Source organism: Cupriavidus sp. 05T313, from assembly GCF_056396665.1.
On record NZ_JBFTLX010000097.1, the window covers coordinates 1 to 23525 of the forward strand.

The 23525-nt window shown below is 67.0% G+C and carries 21 protein-coding genes; 10 read left to right on the top strand and 11 right to left on the bottom strand.

Going from position 1 to position 23525, the window contains the following annotated elements:
- Positions 1-3521, bottom strand: a 3521-nt coding sequence (locus AC1DKD_RS20905; RefSeq protein WP_477143658.1) for a YhdP family phospholipid transporter, incomplete at its 3' end; no start/stop codon positions are given.
- Between the two features lie 231 nt (positions 3522-3752).
- On the opposite strand from AC1DKD_RS20905, the gene glnE reads away from it, so the two are divergent.
- Positions 3753-6590 (top strand): bifunctional [glutamate--ammonia ligase]-adenylyl-L-tyrosine phosphorylase/[glutamate--ammonia-ligase] adenylyltransferase, encoded by a 2838-nt coding sequence (gene glnE / locus AC1DKD_RS20910; protein WP_477143662.1) that lies wholly within the window; start codon positions 3753-3755, stop codon positions 6588-6590.
- A complete protein-coding gene (gene rrtA, locus AC1DKD_RS20915; RefSeq protein ID WP_441629968.1) occupies positions 6587-7213 on the top strand; it encodes a rhombosortase in 627 nt (208 codons plus the stop codon). Before glnE ends, rrtA begins: the two co-directional genes overlap by 4 nt.
- Positions 7214-7257: 44 nt before the next feature.
- Here the strand turns inward: rrtA and AC1DKD_RS20920 are convergent, their stop codons facing one another.
- The 4 genes from AC1DKD_RS20920 to AC1DKD_RS20935 form a co-directional block, all read right to left on the bottom strand.
- Positions 7258-8940 carry a S8 family peptidase gene (locus tag AC1DKD_RS20920; RefSeq protein ID WP_441629970.1) on the bottom strand — a complete coding sequence of 561 codons (1683 nt, stop codon included), beginning with the start codon at positions 8938-8940 and terminating at the stop codon, positions 7258-7260.
- A gap of 193 nt (positions 8941-9133) precedes the next feature.
- Positions 9134-9568 carry a hypothetical protein gene (locus AC1DKD_RS20925; protein WP_477143659.1) on the bottom strand — a complete coding sequence of 145 codons (435 nt, stop codon included), beginning with the start codon at positions 9566-9568 and terminating at the stop codon, positions 9134-9136.
- 46 nt (positions 9569-9614) lie between these two features.
- Positions 9615-11339: a DNA repair protein RecN gene (recN, locus tag AC1DKD_RS20930; RefSeq protein ID WP_441629974.1), complete on the bottom strand. Its 1725-nt coding sequence runs from the start codon at positions 11337-11339 to the stop codon at positions 9615-9617.
- Positions 11340-11420: 81 nt separating this feature from the next.
- On the bottom strand, positions 11421-12338 hold the full coding sequence (locus AC1DKD_RS20935; RefSeq protein ID WP_035868511.1) for an NAD kinase: 918 nt from the start codon (positions 12336-12338) through the stop codon (positions 11421-11423).
- Positions 12339-12452: 114 nt separating this feature from the next.
- Here AC1DKD_RS20935 and hrcA point away from each other — a divergent pair, with 114 nt between their 5' ends.
- From hrcA to AC1DKD_RS20950, 3 genes are all read left to right on the top strand, one after another.
- Positions 12453-13490, top strand: coding sequence for a heat-inducible transcriptional repressor HrcA (gene hrcA / locus AC1DKD_RS20940; protein ID WP_035868786.1), 1038 nt, complete (start codon positions 12453-12455; stop codon positions 13488-13490).
- Between the two features lie 112 nt (positions 13491-13602).
- Positions 13603-14718 (top strand): ferrochelatase, encoded by a 1116-nt coding sequence (hemH, locus tag AC1DKD_RS20945; protein WP_477111073.1) that lies wholly within the window; start codon positions 13603-13605, stop codon positions 14716-14718.
- 33 nt (positions 14719-14751) lie between these two features.
- Positions 14752-15147: an RNA-binding S4 domain-containing protein gene (locus tag AC1DKD_RS20950; protein WP_441629979.1), complete on the top strand. Its 396-nt coding sequence runs from the start codon at positions 14752-14754 to the stop codon at positions 15145-15147.
- A 44-nt stretch (positions 15148-15191) separates the two neighbouring features.
- On the opposite strand, the gene AC1DKD_RS20955 is transcribed toward AC1DKD_RS20950, so the two are convergent.
- The gene (locus AC1DKD_RS20955) at positions 15192-15347 is read right to left on the bottom strand and encodes a hypothetical protein (RefSeq protein WP_035868505.1); all 156 of its coding nucleotides are present in this window, start codon (positions 15345-15347) and stop codon (positions 15192-15194) included.
- Positions 15348-15622: 275 nt separating this feature from the next.
- On the opposite strand from AC1DKD_RS20955, the gene grpE reads away from it, so the two are divergent.
- Positions 15623-16177 (top strand): nucleotide exchange factor GrpE, encoded by a 555-nt coding sequence (gene grpE, locus AC1DKD_RS20960; protein ID WP_035868503.1) that lies wholly within the window; start codon positions 15623-15625, stop codon positions 16175-16177.
- Between the two features lie 89 nt (positions 16178-16266).
- Positions 16267-16707, top strand: coding sequence for a thioredoxin family protein (locus tag AC1DKD_RS20965; protein ID WP_477143660.1), 441 nt, complete (start codon positions 16267-16269; stop codon positions 16705-16707).
- Positions 16708-16736: 29 nt separating this feature from the next.
- Here the strand turns inward: AC1DKD_RS20965 and AC1DKD_RS20970 are convergent, their stop codons facing one another.
- Together AC1DKD_RS20970 and AC1DKD_RS20975 are read right to left on the bottom strand one after the other, a co-directional pair.
- A complete protein-coding gene (locus AC1DKD_RS20970; protein WP_477111071.1) occupies positions 16737-18050 on the bottom strand; it encodes a phospholipase A in 1314 nt (437 codons plus the stop codon).
- 137 nt (positions 18051-18187) lie between these two features.
- Complete coding sequence (locus AC1DKD_RS20975; RefSeq protein WP_441629985.1) at positions 18188-18619, bottom strand: DUF1841 family protein; 432 nt, start codon at positions 18617-18619, stop codon at positions 18188-18190.
- Positions 18620-18756: 137 nt separating this feature from the next.
- Between AC1DKD_RS20975 and AC1DKD_RS20980 the strand changes: the two genes are divergently transcribed.
- Complete coding sequence (locus AC1DKD_RS20980; RefSeq protein WP_477111070.1) at positions 18757-19701, top strand: DMT family transporter; 945 nt, start codon at positions 18757-18759, stop codon at positions 19699-19701.
- 84 nt (positions 19702-19785) lie between these two features.
- Entirely contained in the window at positions 19786-20373 is a 588-nt protein-coding gene (locus tag AC1DKD_RS20985) for a malonic semialdehyde reductase (protein ID WP_035868490.1), read from the top strand.
- 84 nt (positions 20374-20457) lie between these two features.
- Here the strand turns inward: AC1DKD_RS20985 and nth are convergent, their stop codons facing one another.
- Complete coding sequence (gene nth / locus AC1DKD_RS20990; protein ID WP_441629989.1) at positions 20458-21102, bottom strand: endonuclease III; 645 nt, start codon at positions 21100-21102, stop codon at positions 20458-20460.
- Positions 21099-21920: an electron transport complex subunit RsxB gene (rsxB, locus tag AC1DKD_RS20995; protein ID WP_441629991.1), complete on the bottom strand. Its 822-nt coding sequence runs from the start codon at positions 21918-21920 to the stop codon at positions 21099-21101. The genes nth and rsxB overlap by 4 nt, the downstream gene beginning before the upstream one ends.
- 203 nt (positions 21921-22123) lie before the next feature.
- Here rsxB and AC1DKD_RS21000 point away from each other — a divergent pair, with 203 nt between their 5' ends.
- On the top strand, positions 22124-22759 hold the full coding sequence (locus AC1DKD_RS21000) for a TetR/AcrR family transcriptional regulator (protein ID WP_045238081.1): 636 nt from the start codon (positions 22124-22126) through the stop codon (positions 22757-22759).
- Between the two features lie 71 nt (positions 22760-22830).
- Here AC1DKD_RS21000 and phaZ read toward each other — a convergent pair.
- A partial coding sequence (phaZ, locus tag AC1DKD_RS21005) for a polyhydroxyalkanoate depolymerase (protein WP_477143661.1) occupies positions 22831-23525 on the bottom strand: 695 nt, incomplete at its 5' end.

Consider the following 23525-nt stretch of genomic DNA (forward strand, 5'->3'; position numbering starts at 1 on the left):
GAGTGCGCCTTGACCTCCAGCTTGCCGAAATCGCGGCCGTGCAGTTCGAAGCGATCGGCCACCAGGTCAATCGCTGGCAACTCGCTCGTATTGTCGGCCAGCGTATCGGCAACGTTGCCCGCATCGGTGGTGTCGGGGATATTCAGGCGCGAAAGACGCAGCGTCAGCGCCCCTGCCGGCGTGGCTGCATCGCTACGCCAGCGCAGGTTGCCCGCGATCTGGCGAGAATCGATCTGAACGGTCCAGCCGGCGCTCTCGCGGCTGGCCTCCAGCACGACATCGTCGAGTTGCCGGCCATAGGCCTGCAGCGCGCGCACCCGCGCGGAGAACTTCTCCGGCATGAACGCGGAGGGCACGGTAACCGCGCCGGCGCCGGCGCCGGCCTTGCCGCTATCCGTGAGCAGGCCATGCCAGGCGTCGAGGTCGAAGCGGCCGGCGGTCAGCGCCGCCACGACGCCGCTGGCCGGTTGCGGCGCCGGCTGTTCGACGCCGATGCCGCCGGATTGCACTTCCATGCCATCGGCGTTGCGGCGCAGCAGATAGCGCGCATTGAGCACGTTGCCGTACTGCACGAGCATCTCCTCGCTGCCGGCGCGGGCCGCGGCGGGCCGGAGCTCAAAGCGCAAGGGCAGGGCCTGGCTGGCGCTCTTGGCCAGCGGGGCAGGCATGCCCACCGCCAGGCCGGTCAATTCCGAAGTGACCGTGATCTGCGGCTGATGCTCGCGCACTCCGATCACCGCGCTATAGGCGGTACTGCCTTCCAGTTTCTGCGCCAGGCCGGCCATCGGCGAGCCGGTGAGCGCCTCGCGCATGCCCTGGGCGCTGGCATTGCCGCCGGCATTGACGCGTACCGTGCCGTCCGCCTGGCTGCCGCCGCTGGCGCGAATCTCGCCGCCGAGGAAACGGGCGCGCAGATCGTTGAGCTGGAAGCCGTGCTCGTTGAAGGCGACGACGCCGGTGGTGCCCGCCAGCACGGGCAATTGCGGGGTGAGCACCACATCGTTGCCCGGTAGCCGGAACTGGCCATCGACCTTGGCGTCCTGCGCCGCGGTGAGGGGAAGATCCAGCTTGAGGCGCAGCTCGCCATTGCCCTGGGCGCGCATGTCGCTGGTCACCTGGCCGGTCCAGTCGCGTACCGGGCTGGCGGCCACGAAGCGCAGGAAGCCCGTCATCGCTCCGCTGGCGCTGCCGTCCAGCACCAGGCGGCCGTGATCCGCCAGGTCGGCGATGCGGCCATTGACATCCTGCAGCGTGACGCCGGCAACGCCTTGCACGCCGGCACGCTGCGCCACGAAGGACAGTCCGCCGCGTTCGAACAGCAAGCGCCCGCTGATGTCGGTGAAGTTCGGCCACGCCTTGCCGCCGTTGCTGGCGCTGGCGGCGCTGCCCGGCGCCGCGCTCAGGTGGGGCGCGATCTGGTAGCTGACATGCTGGATCGGCACCTCGACCCGGAAGTCGCCGGCGCCTTCGTGCGGGCTGTGGAAGGGGAAGTGTTCCAGGTCGCCCTTGAGCAGGAACTGGACGTCGCTGGCTTCGCCTGTCACCAGGGCGCCGGCCAGGTACTGGCGTGTCGCGGCGGGGATGCCTGTGGGCAGGTAGCGCGGCACCCGGTTGACCTGGGCGCGCACCAGTTCGCCAGTGAGATCGGCAATGCCGCCGTGCCCGTCGCCGCCGGCATGCCAGGTACCACGCACGCTGCCTGCGGTATCCGCGTTGGCAAACTGCACGCCGTCGGTGCGCACCGCCAGCTTGCCGTTGTCGTTGGTCCAGCGCACTTCGCCGCTGATCTGGTCGAAGGGCAGGCGTGGCTCGTCGAACATGCCGGGGAACACCAGGGCGGCATTGCTGCCTTCGAAGCGGGCGCTTCCCTGCCTCTCGTCGAAACTGAAGCTGCCGGAGAGCCGCGCAAATCCTGGCACGCCCAGGTGGGGCTTGCCGCTGGCACCCGCCGGCGGGTTTGCGGGCTGGCTCAGCACCGAGACGTTGCGCAGCGTGCCCTGCACGTTGAAGTGGCGCTGGCCGTCGCGGCGGCTGAGTATGCCCTGGCGATCGCGGGTCCAGTTCACATCCAGGTTGTCGATATGGCCGGAGGGCTGGAGCGCGCGCAGCTGGCGCGACAAGGCGGTGTCGAGCGGCAGAGAGGTGGCCAGCGCGCGCACGGTGTTCAGGTCGAACGTGGGCGCCTTCAGCGTGAACTTGCGCAACTGGCCTTTGTTGTCGGTGGCCCAGCCCACCACCACCTTGCGCATGCCTTCGCGCCAGGCGCTTTCTCCGCTCGCCACGCTGGCGGCGGCGCTTGCCTCGGCTGCGGCGGCCGACGCCGCCGAGGCAGGCTGGTCTTGCCGTGCCTGCGGCACGGCCGGACCCTCGGCGGGTTCGGGCTGCCACAGCAGGGTGTCGATGGTGAGGATGTTGTCGCGGTCGCGGCCGGCGCGGTGCAGGACGAAGGCCTGGGCGCTGGCCAGCTTGAGTGGTTCGGGCGCGCCGGCCAGTTTCAGGTCCACGCCATTGGCGCGCAGCCTCGCCTGGCTGCGGGTGACTTGGCCGCCGCGGAATTCGATCGTGCCGTCGGTGCTGAAGGTGCCGCGCGCGACCCGCTCGAAGATCGCCGTGTAGCGTTGCAGTACCGGCAGCTCAAGCCGGCCGAGGTCCCAGCTGGCCTGCCCGTGCCAATTGCGCCAGTCGCCGGTGCGATGCAGGTAGTCATGGCGAAAATCCGCCTGCACCACGAGGGGGCGGGGCGCGAGCGTCGCCGACTGCGCTTCCAGTTTGAAGAGGTGGCGCGAACCCAGGCGCTGCACGCTGAGCTGGATATTGCCGACGTCGAGTTGGGGCAGGTGGTTCTTTTCGTCGAGCCAGCGGAGCTTGCCGTCGGTGAGTTCGACCTTGCCCTGGGACAGCAGCCAGTCGAACAGCCGGTTGTCTTGCGGCTGGGCGCCGGTAGTGTCCACGGCCAGCCCGGCTACCTGGAGTTTGCCGTCGGCGGAACGCCGTACCAGCAGGTCGGTATGGCTGGCGGAGATTCGCTGGAACAGCACGTCCATGCTTAACAGCGATCGCCATGACAACTTGCCGTCGAGCGTGCCGGCCGCCAGCAGCACACGCTGTTCGCCATCGACCGCCTTGACGTCGCGGGCATGGAAGGCAGGGTGCCAGCCGTCCCAGTACGTGTCCAGCTGGCCGATGCTCAAATGGGCCGCCAGCGCCACCGAGCCGCGCTGTTCCAGCCAGGTGCGGGCCGCCGAGGCCTCGGGCCAAAGCACGAAGCGGATCAGCAGGCCGGCCAGCATGGCGACCACCAGCAGCGACAGGGCCAGTCGTATCAAGACGCGGCCAAGGCCGCGCCACATGGGATGGCGCAAGGCTGCGAGCAGGACACGGCCGAGCGCGCGCGCCAATGCCAGCGGGCTCCGCCTGGAAAGTTGCAAAGGAGTAGAGCCTGCACCGGCGGCCCCGTCGAGCGCCGGCGTGCCGCCGGTGGTGGGGCCGGGCTCGGCGGGTGGGGTGGCGCGGCTGGACATGCGCAGATTATCCGACAATACTAGGCGCTCTCCAATTCGGTGCCTGACCGGCCGTGCATAACGCGCGGGCCGGCACAGTGCCGGCTCACGCGCTTCCAAGTAACAGGAATGACTTCCACTGATCCGACGAGTTCCACGGCTGCGCCCAATCCCGCCGCTACCGAGGCCGGCGCTGCCGGCGAACATGCTTCCGGCAACACTTCCAGCGCTGCCAGGCAAGCGGTGGCCGACATGGCCACGGGCCTGTACGCGACAGTGGCCGCCACGGAACTCGTGCCGGTCGATTGCGCCGGCATGGCATTGTACTCGCCCGCCTATTCGCATTACACCCGCCGTATGGTGCAAGCCCGCCCGGAGCTTGCCGGAATCGTTGCGCGCGCGCGCGAGCAGCCGCTGACGCGGGCCTGGATGGAGGCGCGGCTGAAGGCCCTGCATGAGCCGTCGGCCGATGTCGAGGAGGCCATCAAGCGCGCGTTGCGCCGCTTGCGCGCCGAAGTGATGTGCGTGGTGATCGAGCGCGACCTGCGCGGCCTGGCGCCTCTGGGCGAGGTCACTGGCGCGATGACGGACCTGGCCGAACTGGGCGTCCAGTATGGCCTGGCCATGCTGGAAGCGGACCTGGCGCCGACCTACGGCCGGCCTGTCGGGGAAAGCAGCGGCGAGGTCCAGGAACTGGTGGTGGTCGGCATGGGCAAGCTCGGCGGCCGCGAACTCAATGTGTCGTCCGACATCGACCTGATCTTCCTGTACGACGAAGACGGCGATACGCGCGGCGGCCAGCGCAGCCTGTCCAACCACGAGTACTTCATCCGCCTGGGACGCCGCCTGATCAACCTGCTGGCCGACGTGACTGCCGATGGCTACGTGTTCCGCGTCGACATGCGCCTGCGCCCCAACGGCGACGCCGGGCCACTGGCGTGCAGCCTCGGCATGCTGGAGCAGTACCTGATGGTGCAGGGGCGCGAATGGGAGCGTTACGCGTGGATCAAGGGCCGGGTGGTGTCGGCGCTGGACACGCCGCATGCGCAGCGCACCGCGGCGCAGCTGTCTAGCCTCACCACGCCCTTCGTGTTTCGCCGCTACCTCGATTACGGCGTGATTGCCGCGATCCGCTCGCTGCACGCGCAGATCCGCGCCGAGGCCGCCAAGCGCAGCGGCGGACTGGCGGCGCCCGGCGGCGGGCAGCGCGTGAACCAGCGTGCCTTCAATATCAAGCTGGGCCGCGGCGGTATCCGCGAGATCGAGTTCATGGCCCAGGTCTTCCAGCTGATCCGCGGCGGGCAGGACCCGGCGCTGCGCATCCGGCCCACCCTGGAAGTCCTGGCGGTGGCGGTGGAACATGGCTTGCTGCCTGCCGGCCAGGCCGAGCAACTGGCCGATGCCTACCGCTTCCTGCGCCAGCTCGAGCACCGCCTGCAGTATCGCGACGATGCCCAGACCCACCACCTGCCCACCGCCGCGGATGAGCAACTGRCCGTGGCACGCATGATGGGCTGCGCCGACTGGCCGGCTTTGCTGGAACGGCTTTCGTCGCTACAGGATCCGGTGGCGCAGCAGTTCGAAGCCACCTTCTCCGATCCCGATGAAGCCCACGCGCCTTGCGAGGCGCTGTGGCCGGCGTTGATACAGGAAGAGCAGGACGAACCGCCATGCGAGCGCCTGGCGGGTGCCGGCTTTCAGGATTGCAACGCGTTGCTCGACCGCTTGCGCGCCATTGGCGCTTCGCTGCGCTACCGGGCGTTGTCGGAGCAGAGCCGGGTGCGCTTCGACCTGCTGGTCAACCGCGCGCTCGACCTGGCTTCGCGCCAGGACGACGCCGACCGCACCATCGCGCGCTTTGTCGACTTTCTCGATGCCATCAGCCGCCGCGCGTCTTACCTGTCGCTGCTGTCGGAATACCCGCAGGCGATGGCGCGCGTGGCCGACACGCTGCACGCATCGAGCTGGGCGGCAGCCTATCTCACGCGTCATCCGCAGCTGCTCGACGAGCTGCTCGACAGCGATGCGCTGGCCGGCGCGCCCGACTGGAACGGATTCCGCAGCCGCCTGGCCGCGCGCCTCGATGCGGCCGACGGACAGATCGAAGCGCAGATGGACATCCTGCGCCGCGAGCATCATGCCGAGACCTTCCGCATCCTGCTGCAAGACCTGCAAGGCATGCTGACGGTGGAGCAGATCGCCGACCGTCTGTCGGACCTGGCCGATGCCATGCTCGACGTGACCTTGCGGGCCGTCTGGCGCCAGCTTGCCACGCGGCATGCCGAGCAGCCGCGCTTTGCCGTGATCGCCTACGGCAAGCTGGGCGGCAAGGAACTGGGCTATGCCTCGGACCTCGACATCATCTTCCTCTACGAAGACGAACACGAACGCGCGCCCGACGTCTATGCCGCCTACGCGCGCCGGCTGATCACCTGGCTGACCAGCCATACCGCTGCCGGCACGCTGTTYGACGTCGACACGCGCTTGCGCCCCAATGGCGAGGCGGGGCTGCTGGTGACCAGTTTCGAGGGCTTCCGCCGCTACCAGCAGCGCGAGGGCGACAACACGGCCTGGGTGTGGGAGCACCAGGCCCTCACGCGCGCACGTTTTTGCGCGGGAGACCCGGTGATCGGCGCGCACTTCGAAAGCCTGCGCGACGAGATCCTGCGCCAGCCGCGCGATGCCGCCACGCTGCGCGGCGAGATCACCGCCATGCGCCACAAGGTGTCCGAGGGACATCCCAACCCAAGCGGTCTGTTCGACCTCAAGCACGACCGKGGCGGSATGGTCGACATTGAGTTCACGGTGCAATACCTCGTGCTATTGCACAGCCACGACCATCCCGCGCTGACGCGCAATGCCGGCAATATTGCGCTGCTGCGCACCGCCGGCGAGCTTGGCCTGATCGATGCCACGCTGGCGCGCGAAGTGGGCGACGCGTATCGCGTATTCCGCGCGCGCCAGCACCAGTTGCGCCTGGATGGCCAGGTTCACGCGCGTGTTGCGCCGGCCGCCGTGGCGCCGCAGGCGGCGCAAGTCCGCGCGCTCTGGCAGGCGGTGTTCGGCGAGCCGGCGGAGCCCGGAAAATGAATCCACCCGTGGCCGGCGCCGCGCGCTGGCCGGCTTTGCTGGCCGCGCTGGCGGCGACTGCCGTCCTGAGCGCCGCCTTTACCTTTGTACCGTGGCTGCATGCGCAGGGACTCTATCTGCGCGACGCGGTCATGGGCCACGGCGCGGCCGGCCAGTGGTGGCGCCTGTTTACGGCGATGTGGGTCCACCTCGGCTGGCAGCACTGGCTGGCCGATCTGCTGGCTGCCGTGGGCCTGATGCTGCTGGTCGGGCGCGAGGCGCGCGCCGGCGCGATGCTGGCGGTGCTGGTTGCCTGCGGCATAGCGGTGCAAATGGCGCTGTGCCGGGTTCCCTCGGTAGGCTGGTATGGCGGATTGTCGGGCGCGCTGCACGGGTTGGCCCTTTGGGGTGGTCTGCGCCTGCTGGTTGGCAGCGGCGTGTCGCGCGTGCTTGGGGTGGTGCTTTGCCTGGGCGTGCTGGTCAAGACCTGGCTAGAGCAGTCGTGGCTCGCGCCGGTGGTATTCGACGCGCAGTGGGGCTTCGGGGTGGTGCGTATCTCRCACGCGGCCGGCACGGTGGCCGGCCTGGCGCTTTGGCTAGCGCAGGAGTGGTGGCAACGCCGTCGCGGCCAGTCAGCCGCATAGGCATGCCGAGGCAGGATACCCGGCCTCGGCACAGCGTCATTCGCTTAGCGCGGTTTCGCCGGTAGCCGGCGCCGTCCGGACCAGCTCAGCAGCAAGCCAAGTACGCACAGGCCCAGCGCGAGCGGCCACGACAGCGCACCGCCGCCACCGCCACCGCCGCCGGAGGATGTGCCAGGCGTACTGGGCGTACTGGGCGGGCTGGGTGGAGGCGGCTGGGCCACCTGCGTTGCGGCGATGACGGCGGCGTTGGCATCGAGCAGGCCTGCACCACATTTGCCGGTACCCGTGGTGGTCGTGCAAAACGTGCCTGCAGGGTGGGGGCGCGCGGAACTCTTCAGGGTGGCAAGCAGCTGGGCGGGTGTCAGCGCCGGATTGGCCGCGAGCATCAGCGCAGCCACGCCCGACACCAGCGGCGTGGCAAAGCTCGTGCCCTGGGAACTGGTGACCGTGTAATTGCCAAGCGACGTGGTGCCGTCATTGGAGAGGGTGCGGATGAAGGAATTCGCCACCGAACACGTACTGCCGTTGCTGCCCTGCACGACCTTGGAATTGCCGCAGCCACCGCCGGGCGCGCTCAGCGAGACTTGCGGTCCCACATTGGCATAGCCGGCGTTCTCGCCGTCGTTGGCGTGGGCCGTGACGGCCACCACGCCACTGCAGTCGGCAGGCGCCTCGACCGCACTGGCGCTGTTGCCGGTGGCGGCAACCACGATCACGCCGTTGGCAGCGAGGTCGTTCACGGCCTGCTGCTCGATGCTGGAGCAGGTGCCGCCGCCCAGGCTCACGTTGATCACGCGCGCGGGGGTGGGGTTGGCCGGAGCATTGGGCACGGCGAGGCCGCCGGCCCACCGCATGCCATCCACGGTGTCGGACAGCAACGCGCCGCAGCGGCCGGATACGCGCACCGGCTGGATGCGTGCGTTCCAGTCCACGCCGGCGATATTCACCCCGTTGTTGGTCAGCGCTCCCAGCGTCCCCGCCACGCGGGTGCCGTGCCAGCTATTGTTGGTGGCAGTGGTGGTTGGCGCCGATGTGCCGGGACAGGTGAATCCGCTCGGCACGCCGTCGCCAGCATCGGTAGCATCGGTGTCGCGCCCGTCGCCGTCATTGGCGATGCTGGTGTCGGTAATGAAGTCATAGCCAGGCACGATGCGCGCGGCCAGGTCCGGATGCGGCAGGTAGCCGGTATCGAGCACCGCGATCACGAGGCTGCTGCTGCCGCGGGTGCGGTCCCATGCCGGCGGCAGGTTGACGCCGCCCACCACTTGCGCGGGCGTGCCGAGGTAGGGCTGGTTGAGCGCGAATTCGGGATCGTTGGGTGCCGTGTCATGCAGGTGCAGCCAGCGGTCCGGCACCACCTCCGCGATGCGGGGATCCTGGCGCAGCCGGGCGGCGGTGGCCTCGGGGTCGGCGGCATCGCTGCCGGAGACGCTCAGCAATTGCAGGCTGCCGCCCATCTGGCGCTTGACCGCGAGCGCCACGCCGGTGTTCTGGTGAACGCTCAGCATGCGGTCGGGCTGGCCGCTGGCGGCAGCGCTGCTGCCGTCGCGCCAGCGTACGATGAAGTTGCCGCTATAGCGCGGCGCCGGGCGCGCGGCGGGGTCGGGCCCCGCGCTGGCGGCTGCCGGTGCCCCCAGCCAGAGGGCGGCGCCCAGCGCCAGCAGCAGGGCGCCGTGGCGCGCTATGCGTCTTGTGCAGCATGACCGGTACTGAAGCTGTTGCTGCATGTCTGCCATCTCCCGTTAGGCCCGCGTCGGACTGACCGCGGTGGGGCTTTCCGTGCGGAGCGCCCCGGAATCTGCAAGAGCGCGATCGCGCCGGGAACCACGGTTACAGCATTCAACCTACAACGTTCAAGTCAGGGAAACCGACTACAGAGCCTGCCCGTCCCGCCATGCCCGCAGTGCGGGCACGCCGGCTTCAGCCCGGCGGCATGTCGCGTCCCATGGGCATGGTGCGATTCGGCTTGAGCACCCGGTCCGGTTCGGCCAGCTCGATGCGGGGAGCGGCTCGCAGCGTGGCCACGGCCTGTTCCATCGTAGCATCACCGGATTGCGAAATGGYAGTGACCAGCCAGACGCCGCCCGACATCGGCCGCTTGACGACGAAACGGATCGGCCCGGAAATCGACTCCAGCAGGCGGCCGGCCTCTTCGGAGCCGGTCACCGGCGGCGCGCTGAAGCGCACCATGATGTCGCCCACGGCGCGGTCGGCGCTGATACTGCCGGCCGGCGCATAGGGGCGCTGCTGCGCCTGGCAAGCGGTGAGTGCGAGCAGTGCCAGCAGGCCGCAGGCGGCGGTGATCCGCAGCGGGCGAGCCATTGAGCGGGAGTGCGGCAGTTTGCCGGTTGACATGGGAAAGCTCCTGGATGGTTACTGGGCCGGTGCGGGACGCGGGCGATCAGCTTGCGCTCCGGCGCGAACGGCGCGTTTCCCGGGCCGTGCCGGCGGCGCCGCGCATGCCTTGCGCGAGCATTTCCTCGGCGTGCTGCACGGTGGTGGCGGTCACGGTGGTGCCGCCCAGCATGCGGGCGGTCTCGACCACGCGGCCGGCCGGGTCGAGGGCGCGGATGCGCGAGCGGGTGACCGAGCCCTTGCCTTCGGGCTGGCTGGTCTCCTTGCTGACCAGCAGGTGGGCGCCGGCCTGGGCGGCGACTTGCGGCAGGTGGGTCACGCACAGCACCTGGCGGGCGCGGCCAAGCTCCTGCAGCCGGCGGCCTACCACTTCGGCCACCGCGCCGCCGATGCCTGTATCGACCTCGTCGAAGATCAGGGTCGGGGTAGGCGCGGCCTCGCTGGTAATGACGGAGATCGCCAGGCTGATACGGGCAAGTTCGCCGCCCGAGGCCACCTTGGCGAGGGGACGCGCGCTGACGCCGGCATGGCCGGCCACCAGGAATTCGACTTGTTCCAGGCCGTGGCTTTGCCCTTCGTCGAGCGGGTGCAGCGCCACCGCGAAACTGCCGCCCGCCATGGACAGGCCTTGCATGGCGTCCGTGACGGCGGCCGACAGGCTTTCGGCCGCCACCTTGCGGGCGGCGCCTAGGTGCTGGGCGATGGTCAGGTAAGCGGCTCGGGCCGCGGCCTCGCGCGCCATCGCCTTGTTCAGGTCCTGGGCGGACTGGAGGTCGTCGAGCTGCTGGCGGCGGGCCATCAGTTCGTCGGGCAGTTGCTCAGGCGGCAGCCGGTACTTGCGCGCGGTGGTGTGCAGAGCCTGCATGCGCGCTTCCACCAGTTGAAGGCGTTCGGGGTCGAGATCGAGCCGGTCGACATAGCGGTTGAGCGAGTGAGCGGCCTCCTCGACCTGCACCAGGGCCGGGTCCAGCGCCGCCAGCACGTCGCCCAGGCCGGGATCGACGCCCGCCAGCTGGCGCAGGCGCTGTACCACGCTGTTGAGTGCCGACAGTACCGAGCCATCGGCCTCGGACAGCGCTTCCAGCGCGGCGCGGCTGCCCTCGATCAGCCCCGCGGCGTGCGACAGCCGGTTGTATTCGGCCTGGATGTCTTCCCACTCGCCAGGTTGCGGCGCCAGCTTCTCGAGTTCGCCGACCTGCCATTCGAGCCGTTCGCGCTCAAGCTGCATCTCGCGCGAGCGGTGCTCGATGGTTTCGCGCTGGCGCACGCAGGCACGCCACGAGCGCCAGGCCTCGGCTACGGCGCCCGCCTGGGCGGTAAGGCCGGCATGGGCGTCCAGCAGCAGGCGCTGGGCGTCCGGGCGCAGCAGCAACTGGTGGGCATGCTGGCCGTGGATATCGACCAGGCGGTCGCCGATGTCGCGCAACTGGCCCAGCGTGGCGGCGGCGCCATTGATAAAGGCCTTGCTGCGCCCGCCGGCGTCGACGGTCCGGCGCAGCAGCACGGTGCCATCGTCGCCGGTGAGGTCGTGTTCGGCCAACCAGTCATCGAGCCCGGCGGGGGTGGCGAAGGTGGCGCTGATGCTGGTCCGGGCGGCGCCTTCGCGGACCACGCCGGCGTCGGCGCGCTCACCCAGCACCAGGGCCAGCGCATCGATCAGGATCGACTTGCCGGCACCGGTCTCGCCGGTGAAGACGGTGAAGCCCGGGGAGAAGTCGAGGTCGAGCGTATCGACGATGACGAAATCGCGGATGGACAGGCTGCGCAGCATCGTGGGCGACGGGTCGGGGTCAGGGGCGGATTCGGTTTGGGGGCGGCGGATCTGGGCCGGATCGGTCAGGATCGGCGCGGCTCAGAGCCGGTTGTCTTCGCTCGGGTACTCGTGCCAGTGCAGCTTCTTGCGCAGCGTGGCGTAATAGTTGTAGCCGATCGGATGCAGCAGGTTGACGGTCTTGGCCGACCGGCGAACCACAATGCGGTCGCCCGGCAGCAGCGAGGTCAGTGACTGCATGTCGAAGTTGACGCTCGCGTCGCGCGCCGTGGCCACCTCGATCGAGACTTCGGCGTCATGCGGCAGGACGATCGGGCGGTTGGACAGCGCATGCGGGGCAATCGGCACCAGCACCAGCCCCGACAGGGTGGGGTGCAGGATCGGGCCGCCCGCCGACAGCGCATAGGCGGTCGAGCCGGTCGGCGTCGAGACGATCAGGCCGTCCGAACGCTGGTTGTACATGAAGTGGCCGTCCACGGAGACGGCCAGTTCGACCATGCCGGAGATGCCGGAACGGTTGACCACGACGTCATTGAAGGCCAGCGCGGAAAAGATCACGCCGTCGTCGCGTACCACCTGCGACTCCAGCAGCATGCGGGTCTCCGACTCGTAGCGGCCCGCAAGCATGTCGGGCAGCACCGAATGCACGTCTTGCAACGGGATGTCGGTCATGAAGCCGAGGCGCCCGTGGTTCACGCCGATCAGCGGCACCGGGTAGCCGGCCAGCTGGCGCGCCAGGCCCAGCAAGGTACCGTCGCCGCCGAGCACCACCGCCACATCCGCATGCTTGCCGATCTCGTCCGGCGCCAGCGCCGGATAGTCGGTCAGCCCGGTAGCCATCGCGGTTTCGCGCTCGAACACCACATCCTGGCCGTTCCTGAGGATGCAGGCGGCCAGATCCTCCAGCGGGCCCTCGATGCCGGCGGTGGCGTACCTGCCGATCAGGGCGACGGTGCGAAAGGGCGCGCGCGCGGCGCCGGGCGTGGGGAGCGAAGACATGCCGGGATTAGACCATACCGCCGCGACCATTGTCAGCAGATGGGCACCTGCGGCCGGRCCGGAACACGGATGAGCCGCCCGAACGGGGTAAACTTGCGTAAAATCGGGAACATCATGGATGAACGTGCAAAAACGCTTCTCAAAACCCTGATCGAGCGCTATATCGCCGAGGGACAACCCGTGGGCTCACGGACCTTGTCGAAGTACTCCGGGCTCGATCTGTCCCCTGCCACCATCCGCAATGTGATGTCGGATCTGGAGGAAATGGGGTTTATTGCCAGCCCGCATACCTCGGCGGGGCGCATTCCGACGCCGCGGGGTTATCGCTTGTTCGTCGACACCATGCTGACCGCCCAGCCGCTGGATGGCGCGCTCAACCTGGCTGAACTGACCGGCAAGATCCAGGGCCAGTTGCGCGGCCAGCAGCTTGGGCCGCAGCGGATGATCACCTCGGCGGCTCATACCTTGTCCAACCTGTCTCAGTTCGCCGGCGTGGTGATGACCCCGCGCCGCGCCCAGGCGTTCCGCCAGGTGGAATTCATGCGGCTCTCGGACAAGCGCATCCTGCTGATCATCGTCACGCCGGAGGGCGATGTGCAGAACCGCATCATCCAGACCGAACTGCCGTATTCCCCGTCGCAACTGGTCGAGGCGGCCAATTTCATCAACTCGCACTTTGCCGGCATGAGCTTCGACAATGTGCGTGACCACCTGCGCGGCGAACTGCAGGCGCTGCGCATGGATATGTCGCAACTGATGCAGGCCGCGGTGGAGGCGGGCAGCAACGCCATGGCCGAGGAAGAGGACGATCACGTCTTTATCTCGGGCGAGCGCAAGTTGCTCGAAGTGGAGGATCTTTCCTCCAGCATGGAAAAACTGCGCAAGCTGTTCGACGTGTTCGAGCACAAGACCGGCCTGCTCAAGCTGCTCGATGTCTCCAGCCACGCCCAGGGCGTGCAGATCTTCATCGGCGGCGAGAGCAAGCTGGTGCCGCTGGAAGACATGGCGGTCATTACCGCGCCCTACGAAGTCGACGGCCAGATCGTCGGCACGCTCGGGGTGATCGGGCCGACCCGCATGGCCTACGAGCGGGTGATCCCGATCGTCGACATCACCGCGCGCCTGTTGTCCAGCGCGCTCAGCCAGAACTAGTGTCGTCCTGGCCCGGTCTCACAGACTGCCTGTTCCRTTCATCCTGTAAGCTCGGCGAGACCTGGCGGCCGCGCGCCCTGTGCCCGCGCCGCTCCGCCACACCGGAAATTACATGACGTTTACTCCCGAGCCGGCCTATCAGCATGGCCAGGCGCCGCGTACGGCGATCCTGCTGATCAACCTCGGCACACCCGATGCGCCGACGCCTAAAGCGGTCGGCAGCTACCTCAAGCAGTTCCTGTCGGATCCGCGCGTCGTGGAGATTCCCCGCGCCGCATGGCTGCCGATCCTGTATGGCCTCATCCTGCCGCTGCGCTCGCGTGCGTCGGCGATGAAGTACGAATCTATCTGGCTGCGCGAAGCCCATATGACGGGGTCGCCGCTGCTGGTGCACACCGAGCGCCAGGCCCACGCCTTGCAGTTGTTGCTCAACCAGCATGGCCACGAAGTTACCGTGGCGTGCGCCATGCGTTATGGCAACCCCTCGATCGGCTCGGTGCTGGAGGCGCTGCGGCGCCAGGGGACCGAGCGCATCCTGCTGCTGCCCCTGTACCCGCAATATTCAGGCACTACCACCGCGACCGCCTTCGACGAGGCATTTCGTGTGCTCAAGGCGTGGCGAAACCAGCCGGAGCTGCGGCTGGTCAAGCATTTTCACGACCATCCGGCGTACATTGCGGCTTTGCACCAGCAGGTCGGGGCATACTGGGCGCAACACGGCACACCGGATTTCGCGCGTGGCGACAAGCTGATCCTGTCGTTTCACGGGGTGCCGCGCAGGACGCTGGAACTGGGCGATCCCTACCACTGCGAATGCCTGAAGACCGGGCGCCTGCTGGGCGAGGCGCTGGGTTTGCAGCCGGGGCAGTACCAGGTCACGTTCCAGTCGCGCTTCGGCAAGGCGGAGTGGCTGCAGCCCTATACCGCGCCTACCCTGCAAGAGCTAGGCAAGGTCGGTACCGGCCGGGTCGACGTGTTTTGTCCCGGCTTCCCGGCGGACTGCCTCGAAACGCTGGAAGAGATCGCCATGGAAGGGCGGTCCGAGTTCCAGGTGGCTGGCGGCAAGGTATTCCACTACATTCCTTGCCTCAACGATGCGGAAAGCTGGATCGCCGGGCTCGCGGAGATCGGATTGCAGCACCTGCAAGGCTGGCCGCTGCGGATGCCCCATCCGCATGAACTGGAAGCCCGGCGCACGCAAGCCCAGACCCGCGGTGCGGCGGCATGAGCGGCGCGGGAGTTACGGCTTGGAGGTGAAGGTATGAACGTATCTTTTGAGGCCGATGCCCGCCTGCGCATCGACAAATGGCTGTGGTGCGCGCGATTCTTCAAGACGCGCTCGCTGGCAGCCGAGGCGGTGGAGCGGGGCAAGGTCCAGGTCAATGGCCAGGCCTGCAAGAATTCGCGCGAGGTCAAGCCGGGCGACACGGTCGTACTGGAGGCGCACCAGCAACGCTGGGAAGTGGTGGTAAAGGGCGTTGCGGGAGCCCGCGGTCCGGCAACCGTCGCCCAGACACTCTATGCGGAAACCGAGGCCAGCGAGGCGCGCCGGCGCCAAGACGCGGAGAACAGGCGGCTCAACGATGAACCGGCGTCGCGCTTGCAGGGCCGGCCGACCAAGCGCGACCGGCGCCAGATCGATGGCGTCATGGGGTGAGGAGGGCAGCCGCGTGGGCGGTCGCCCGGACTCACCTGGCTGGGTCAGCGAACGTAGGGGATGATGTAGTGCTTGAAAACCGCCTTGCCGCTGCCGTACTCGGTGTCTCGCGGCGTGAACGCGCCGGAAAGGCAGATAAAGGCTGTCATCACCGATAATGCGGCGAGTAGGAAGACCGTCAGAACAGGTAGCTTATGCATGGCTAACCTTTCGAGAGTGGCCCGACGTGTGATGCATCTTCGACCCCGTTATTTTTGTCATTTTTATACGTTTTCATCTTAGGGGGTGCGCTGCTGCAAAGCAATATGGCCCCTATTTCCACACGCCTCTCTTTGTAACCTTGTGTTTCACCGCACCGTCCCGGTGCGCCCTTGAAAAACAGACGCTTGCCACCAACTGCAGGCTACATTTGCCGATTGACCACCCGGCGGCCTGCGACCAGGCAGGCCGCGTCCTTGTATTGATACGGATCGACATGGAAGAACAGAAGCAGACGCCACCCACCACGCCGCCGCTCACGCCCGCCAGCGAGGAGCTGAACACCGCCCCGGCCGGCCAGGCCGAGAACGCCGCTGGCGACGTGGCGGCCCAGTTGGCCGCGCTTGAAGCCAAGGCCAAGGAGCACTACGACATGTTCCTGCGGGCAACTGCCGAGGGCGAGAACATCCGCCGCCGCGCCCAGGACGATGTCACCAAGGCGCATAAATTCGCCATCGAAAGCTTCGCCGATTACCTGCTGCCCGTGATGGACAGCCTGCAGGCCGCGCTGGCCGATGGCTCAGGCGATATCGCCAAGCTGCGCGAAGGGGTCGAATTGACAGCGCGCCAGCTCCTTAGCGCCTTCGAGAAGGGCAAGATCGTCGAACTGAACCCGGTCGGCGAGAAATTCGACCCGCACCGCCACCAGGCCATTTCCATGGTGCCCGCGCCGCAGGAACCCAACACCGTGGTCACGGTACTGCAGCGTGGCTACATGATCGCAGACCGCGTACTGCGTCCGGCACTGGTAACGGTGGCGGCGCCCAAGTAAGCGCAACGCCTCGGCTGTCCGCCCATTTGGCCGGCACAAGCAACGCCCGGTGCCGCTGGCCCGGGCGTTTTTCATTGCAGGAGAAGCTTATGTCCATCAAGCCAGACAATACCGCCGCACCCGGCGCCGCTGCCGGCGCGGCGGCGCACCTGGATCACCGCGCCTTCGATGCATTTGGCATGCGCGAAGTAGCGAGTGAAGACATTGATGCGGCCATTGCCGCTGCCGGCGACGCGCTCGTTTGTGTGTTTTTCTGGGGCGTGGACTGCTTTAACTGCGAGATGGCGAAGAAAGGCATGCTGGCGAATCCCGAGCCGGTGCATGCCCTCGAACTGCACTGGCTGCACGCCAACGTCTATGCGCATCCCGAGTTGGGCAAGCGCTTCGGCCTGCATGGCATTCCCGTGTTCATGTTCTTTCACAAAGGCAAGAAGCTGGGCCGGGCCACCGGATGGCACGGGCAAGGCCAGTTTGYAGCGGCCGTAGCCAACGCCCGCCTGAAGGCCAGCGGCAAGCCGCTGGCGGGCTGAACGCGACCCGGGCCGTTGCGGACGGCGGCTCAGCGCGACAGTGCGTACCCTAGCCGGAATTGCCACGGCAGCTTGCGATTGTAGTCCAGCAAGCTCTCGCCGTAGCCGACAAAGTAGCCGGCCATCAGATATCCCGCCGTGCCCGGGATCAGGCGTGCCAGCGGGTAAGTCACCGCCGCGTCGACGCTGCCGTAGTACTTCTGCGTGCCCTTGCGCAGGGTGGCGGCAAATTCCCATGAGTCGGGCTTGCCGTAGGCCAGCTTCAGATCCATGTAGCCACGGTAGCTGGCGATGTCCGGGTTGTCGTTCTTCTCGACGTAGTAATACAGCTTGGGCGAGATGCTCCAGTGCCAGTTGGTCAGGTCGCCCAGGTAGAAAGTGGGTTTGACGAACACGGTATTGATGCTGCGCGACTGGTCGCCATCACGGCCRTTCGACTCGTGCTCCACGCCCGTTGCCAGCGAGAGCCGGCTGATGGCGCGGTTGTGCACGCCAGTGTCCGAGAGGTAATAGAACAGGCTCGGCCGATAGTTAGTGTCGCGGAAGGGGCGCGAATCGCCTGACAGATCCCACAGCGAAAACTGCGTGTAGCCGAAGTACAGGTTTTCGAGCAGGCCGCGCGAAGCCGGGTTCTCGCCCTGGTAGATGCGGAACTTGAAGCTGAACTGGAACTTCGCATTGGCGCCGTCGTGCGCACCCAGGATGAAATACATCGGGTCATTGAAGGTGAGCCGTCCCTGGTCGCGGAGGTCCGGCTGGACCGGCGCTGCCTGGCTGGCAGAAGCCACCGGAACTACCGGGACCACGGGGCTAGCGCCACTGGCGCTTGCCTCCGGTGCGGTTCCCGCTGGCGGTGTATTCGCGACCTGGGCCACGGGCGGATCATCTGCGCGCGGTGCGCGATTGAGCGTGACGAGAACCGGGGCGGCATCGATGTCAACCGGATCCAGCCGCACCAGGCCGCGCAAGTTGGGTGGCAGTTCCGCGCCATATTCGATGGTGCGGTACTCTCCCTTGCGCAGTTTGATGGTCGACGGGCCGGCGGTGACGCGCCGCATGCCAAGCCGCACAGGTGCCTGCAGGTCCGCCGAAGCCATGACCTCAAGGGTTTCGGACACGAGGAAACTGCGGTTGGCGCTATTGGCGCTCAGCAGCAAGGTCAGGGTCAGTGGCTTGGTGCCATCGACCACCTTTGGCGGTTGCAGCAAGGCGATGGCGGCGTGGCTGGACAAAGGCCAACCGGCCGCGATGGAGATAGCCAGCAGGAGAGCGGGCCTCGCGCCGGGGAGGCGCCGGATGGGCGCGCCGGCACCCGCCTCCGGCTTGGACGTACTAGGTGGCATTGAGATCTGTGCGCCGCATTTACCGGAGGAGGTGATGCATGCGCTGCGTGATATTGCGACGCGGTAAAGCCTATCATGCTCCGCATCACAACTTTGTGATCATTTGTACGCAGCCCACGTGTGTGCGATCCCGCGCCTCAGCGGCTGGCGCGGCGCTGGATCGATGCGATGTATTGCTCGCCGTCGGGCGGCATGCCTGTGCGTTGYGCCTGCCAGAGCATTTCGCCCAGGCACTCCATCACCTGGTGCTGCGCCTCGTGGGGCGAATCCAGGCGCTGGGTCAGGGACTCATAGGCCCGGCGGATGCCAGGAGGCTGGTCGATGGAAACCTGCTCGGAGATGGACAGGTGCATGGCCAGGTGCAGGAAGGGGTTCGTCTGGCCGGCTTCAGGCGTGTAATCCTGGGTCAGCGCGCCTTCCGTGTCGGTGAGCAGGCTGTGATACTCGGGGTGCTCGCCGATCCAGTCGACTGCAATGACTTCGAGCGGCGTCAGGACATTGCCTGCGCGCTGCTTTTGCCATGCTTCGCAGAAAAAACGGCGGACTTCTTCGCGGGAGGGATTGAACATGATGCCGGTATTGTAAACGAGCTCTCCCATCGCTGCAGCGCAGTTCGGCCGCCAGAGCGCTGCCCGAATCGGACCGCCAGCTACTAGAATGCGGCGTTGCCCGGTGTCGCCGGGCGTGTCCTCGACCGCGCACCGCCATGTCTGTTTCCCGATCTTCCGCCACCGCTGGCCACCAGCCCGTCCGCAACGCCCGCGAGCAATTCGCCGGCGTGCTGCTGATCGCCCTGTCGGCCAGCGCCTTTGGTGCCATGGCGATCTTCGCGCGATTCGCCTACGAGGCCGGCACTGACGTCTACGGCTTGCTTGCGGTGCGCTTCGTGCTGGCGGCCGGCGCGCTGGCGCTGGCGATGCGCCTGCGCGGGGTTGGCATGCCGGGCTGGCGCAAGGTACTCGCGCTGGCCGCCATGGGCGGCATTGGCTATGTCGGGCAGTCGTTCTGCTTCTTTACCGCGCTCAACCATGCCCAGGCCAGCCTGGTGGCCTTGCTGCTTTACCTGTATCCGCTCTTTGTCACCATCCTCGCCGCCGTTTTCCTCAAGGAGCGCCTGAGCATGGCGTCCGTGATCGCGCTTGTGTTGTGCTCGGTCGGGGCGGGGCTGACCGTGGGCGGCGGCCAGGGCTCGGCGCTCGGCATTGCGCTGGGCCTGGCCTCGGCCGCGATCTACTCGGTCTACATCATCGTGGGCGCGCGCATTACGGCGGGCGTCAACCCGCTGGCGACCACTACCGTGGTGTGCAGCGCCGCGGCCGTGGTTTATGTCGTGGTGGGCCTGGTGCGTACCGGGGCGGGCGTGCCGCCTCAGTTCCCACAGAGCTTCGCGGGCTGGCTGGCGTTGCTGGCGATCGCATTGTTGTCGACCGTCCTGGCCATCCTGGCCTTTTTCGCTGGCCTGCAGCGGCTCGGTGCGGCACGGGCTTCGATGCTGTCCACGCTGGAACCCGTGGTGACAGTGGTGCTGGCCGCACTTCTGCTGGGGGAGCACGTCGGGCTGACGCAGGCGCTGGGCGGCGGGCTGATCCTGGCGGGTGTGTTGTGGCTGACGCGCAAGGGTGCCGGCGGCCAGGTTGTGCAACAGAATTGAACCCTTTGCTCAAATCGCCTGGGGGGAGGAGTGCGGCGATTTCGATACAATCCGGCTCTCACTTCTTGTTCAGGAACCGAACGCATGAAATCGATCGATCAGGCCGCTATCGCCCAGCTGTTCACCGAAGCCCGCACCCACAATGTGTGGCAAGACCGCAAGGTGGACGATGCCGCGCTCCATCAGATCTATGACGCGATGAAGTTTGGCCCGACCGCGGCAAACGGTTCGCCGGCACGCATCGTCTTCGTCAAGAGTGCCGCCGAGAAGGCGCGCCTGGTCGAATGCGTTTCCGCCGGCAACGTCGAGAAAACGCGCTCGGCGCCGGTTACCGCGATCGTTGCTTTCGATAACGACTTCCATGACCAGTTGCCCAAGCTGTTCCCGCACGCCGATGCCCGCTCGTGGTATGCCGGCCAGCCGGAGAAGATTGCCCGTGACGCGCTGATGAACAGCTCGCTGCAAGGCGGCTATTTCATCCTGGCCGCGCGTGCCCTTGGCCTGGATTGCGGTCCGATGGCCGGCTTCGATGCCGCGAAGCTCAATGCGGCCTTCTTCCCCGATGGCAAGTGGTCGGTCAATTTCCTGGTGAACCTGGGTTATGGCGAGGCCGACAAGCTGTTCCCGCGCAGCCCGCGCCTGTCGTTCGACGAAGCCTGCCGCATCGTTTGACCGGCCGCGCCTTCGCGGCGCCCACGGTTCAAGAAAAGACCCGCTTCGTGCGGGTCTTTTCTTGCCTGCCCGGCGCGCTCGCACTTAAATGCGCGGCGCCTCGGTCTTCTCGCGGTATTCGCAGAGCGGCTCGATCGCGCAGTGCCAGCATTCGGGTTTGCGTGCCTTGCACACATAGCGGCCATGCAGGATCAGCCAGTGGTGCGCATCGTGCAGGAATTCTTGCGGGACGACTTTGAGCAGCTTCTGCTCGACCACCTGCACGTTCTTGCCGGGCGCCAGCCCGGTGCGGTTGGCAACGCGGAAAATATGCGTGTCGACCGCGATGGTGGCCTCGCCGAAGGCGGTGTTGAGCACTACGTTGGCGGTCTTGCGGCCCACGCCCGGCAGGGCTTCTAGCGCGGCGCGGTCGCGCGGCACCTGGCCGTCGTGCTGCTCCACCAGGATGCGGCAGGTGGCGATGACATGCTTGGCCTTGGTCTTGTACAGGCCGATGGTCTTGATGTATTCGATCAGCCCTTCCTCGCCCAGGTCCAGCATCTGCTGCGGGCTGTGCGCCACCGGGTACAGCTTGCGCGTTGCCTTGTTCACGCCTACGTCGGTGGCCTGCGCGGACAGCAGCACCGCGATCAGCAGCTCGAACGGCGAGCTGTACTCCAGCTCGGTGGTGGGGGTCGGGTTGACTTCGCGCAGTGTCTCGAACAAGGCGCGGCACTTGGCTGCGTTCATTGGTCCTTGGTGGCTGGGTTGGCGCCGGACGTGGCGCCAGGATCGGCCTGTCCTGGCTCGCCCAGACCCGCTTTGGCCCGGCGGGCTTCGGCTGCATCGATCTGCGCCTGCACGGCAGGGGAGACGTTTTCAGTATTACGCGGCTTGACGGCTTGCTGCTTCAGGCGCGCACGTTCGATGGCGGCCTGGATGATGGCCTGCTTGCGCGCCTGCGCCGCCCGTTCCTCCTCGCTCTGCGCGGTCTCGGCCTGCAGCGCTTCCAGCTTGGCGGCTGCCTTGGCCGCGAGGCGCGCATCGTTCTCCTCGCGCTCGCGCACCAGCCGAGAGCGGCGCTCCATATAGCGCGCGTGGGCTTCGTCAGCTTGTTCCTGCGACCATGCGGCCCACCCGGTGCGTTCGGCGGTGACGGGAACCATGGCGATGCAGTCAACGGGGCAAGGTGCCACGCAGAGATCGCAACCGGTGCACCAGTCTTCCAGCACCGTATGCATCTGCTTGGGCGCACCGACGATGGCATCGACCGGGCAGGCCTGGATGCACAGCGTGCAGCCAATGCACAGCGCTTCGTCGATCACCGCCACTGCGCGGGCCTGTTCCATGCCGCGCTCAGGGTCCAGCGGCAGCACCGGGGTGCCCAGCAGAGCCGACAAGCGGCGGATGCCCTCGGCCCCGCCCGGCGGGCAACGGTTGCAGGCCGCGTCGCCCGCTGCCATGGCTTCGGCATAGGGGCGGCAACCATCGAAGCCGCACTTGGTGCACTGGGTCTGCGGCAGCAGGGCTTCGAGGCGATCGGCGAGGGTCGGGCGGTTGGCAGTCACGAATATTCTGGGGTTTGCGGGGACAGCTAGGCGCCGCTCTCTCTTTCTTGCCCGGCGGGCAGGCCGGCTGGAACGGGTGCGCGGCAGGGATTATCCCCGATTTCGCCGCAGTGCAGAAACGCGAGATGATGCGCCCTTTGCCGGGGCCGCTGCGCGCAAGTTGCCCTGTGCCATAATCCGCGCAACGATTCACCAGCCGTCGCATGCGAAACGAAACCAGAACCAAGCGGGACCCCGAAGGAACGCGCCGCCGCATCCTGGATGCGGCCACCGAGGAATTTGCCAAGGGTGGACTGGCCGGCGCACGCGTCGACCAGATCGCGCGCCGCGCCGAGACCAACGAGCGCATGCTGTATTACTACTATGGCAGCAAGGAAGGCTTGTTCCTGGCCGTCCTGGAAAAACAATATGCGGAGTTTCGTGCCGCGGAGGAGCAACTGCATATCGTCGAGGAAGACCCGGTGGCCGCCGTGCGCACCCTGGCCCGCTTCGTGTGGGACTGGTACTACCGCAATCCGGAGTTCATCCGCCTGGTCAACAGCGAGAATCTTCACGAGGCCCGCCACCTGAAGAAGTCCACGCAGCTGCACCAGTTGATCAACCCGGTGGTCAATGTGCTTGCCGATATCGTCAAGCGGGGGCAGAAGAAGGGCGTGTTCCGCGACAATGTTGACGTTTCGCAGCTCTACCTGACCATTTCGGCCCTCGGTTACTACGTGCTTTCCAACCGTTACACCATCAGCGCCGTGATCGGGCGCGATGTGGCGGCCCAGGACGAGCACGAGCGTTTCGCCGAGTTGCACACCGATATGTTGCTTTCCTATCTGGAACGCCGCTGAACTTTGCCGCCGCGAGAGCCCATGAAAAACGCCCGCTTGCGCGGGCGTTTTTCATGGATGGCAGCCGTGGCTCAATGGTGCTTGAGCACGAAGTTGCGCAACTCCGGATAGATCTCCTGGCGCCAGYGGCGGCCGGAGAATATCCCGTAGTGACCGCACTTGGCAGCCGTGATGTGCTGCTTGCGATCCTTGGGAATCCCGGCGCAAAGTTCGTGCGCCGCCGCCGTCTGGCCGGCGCCCGAGATGTCGTCCAGTTCGCCTTCGATGGTCAGCAGCGCCGTGCCCTTGATGTCCTGCGGACGGACCGGCTTGCCTTCGATTTCCCACGTGCCATTGGCAAGACGGAATTCCTGGAACACCTCGCGGATGGTGTCGAGGTAGTACTCGGCGTCCATGTCGAGCACGGCGTTGTACTCGTCATAGAAGCGCACATGGGCTTCCGCATCGTCGGCATCGCCTTCGACCAGGTTCAGGTAATAGTCGTAGTGCGAGGACAGATGGCGGTCCGGGTTCATCGCGACAAAGCCGGCATGCTGCAGGAAGCCCGGATACACCTTGCGGCCGTGGCCAGGGTAATTCGCAGGTACCGTGTAGATCACATTATTCTCGAACCACTCGAACGACTTGTTGGTCGCCAGCGAATTCACCGCGGTCGGGCTGCGCCGCGCATCGATCGGGCCGCCCATCATGGTCATGGTCTTGGGCGTCTTCTCGCCGGCCGAGGCCAGCAGGGAGATGGCCGCGAGCACCGGCACCGTAGGCTGGC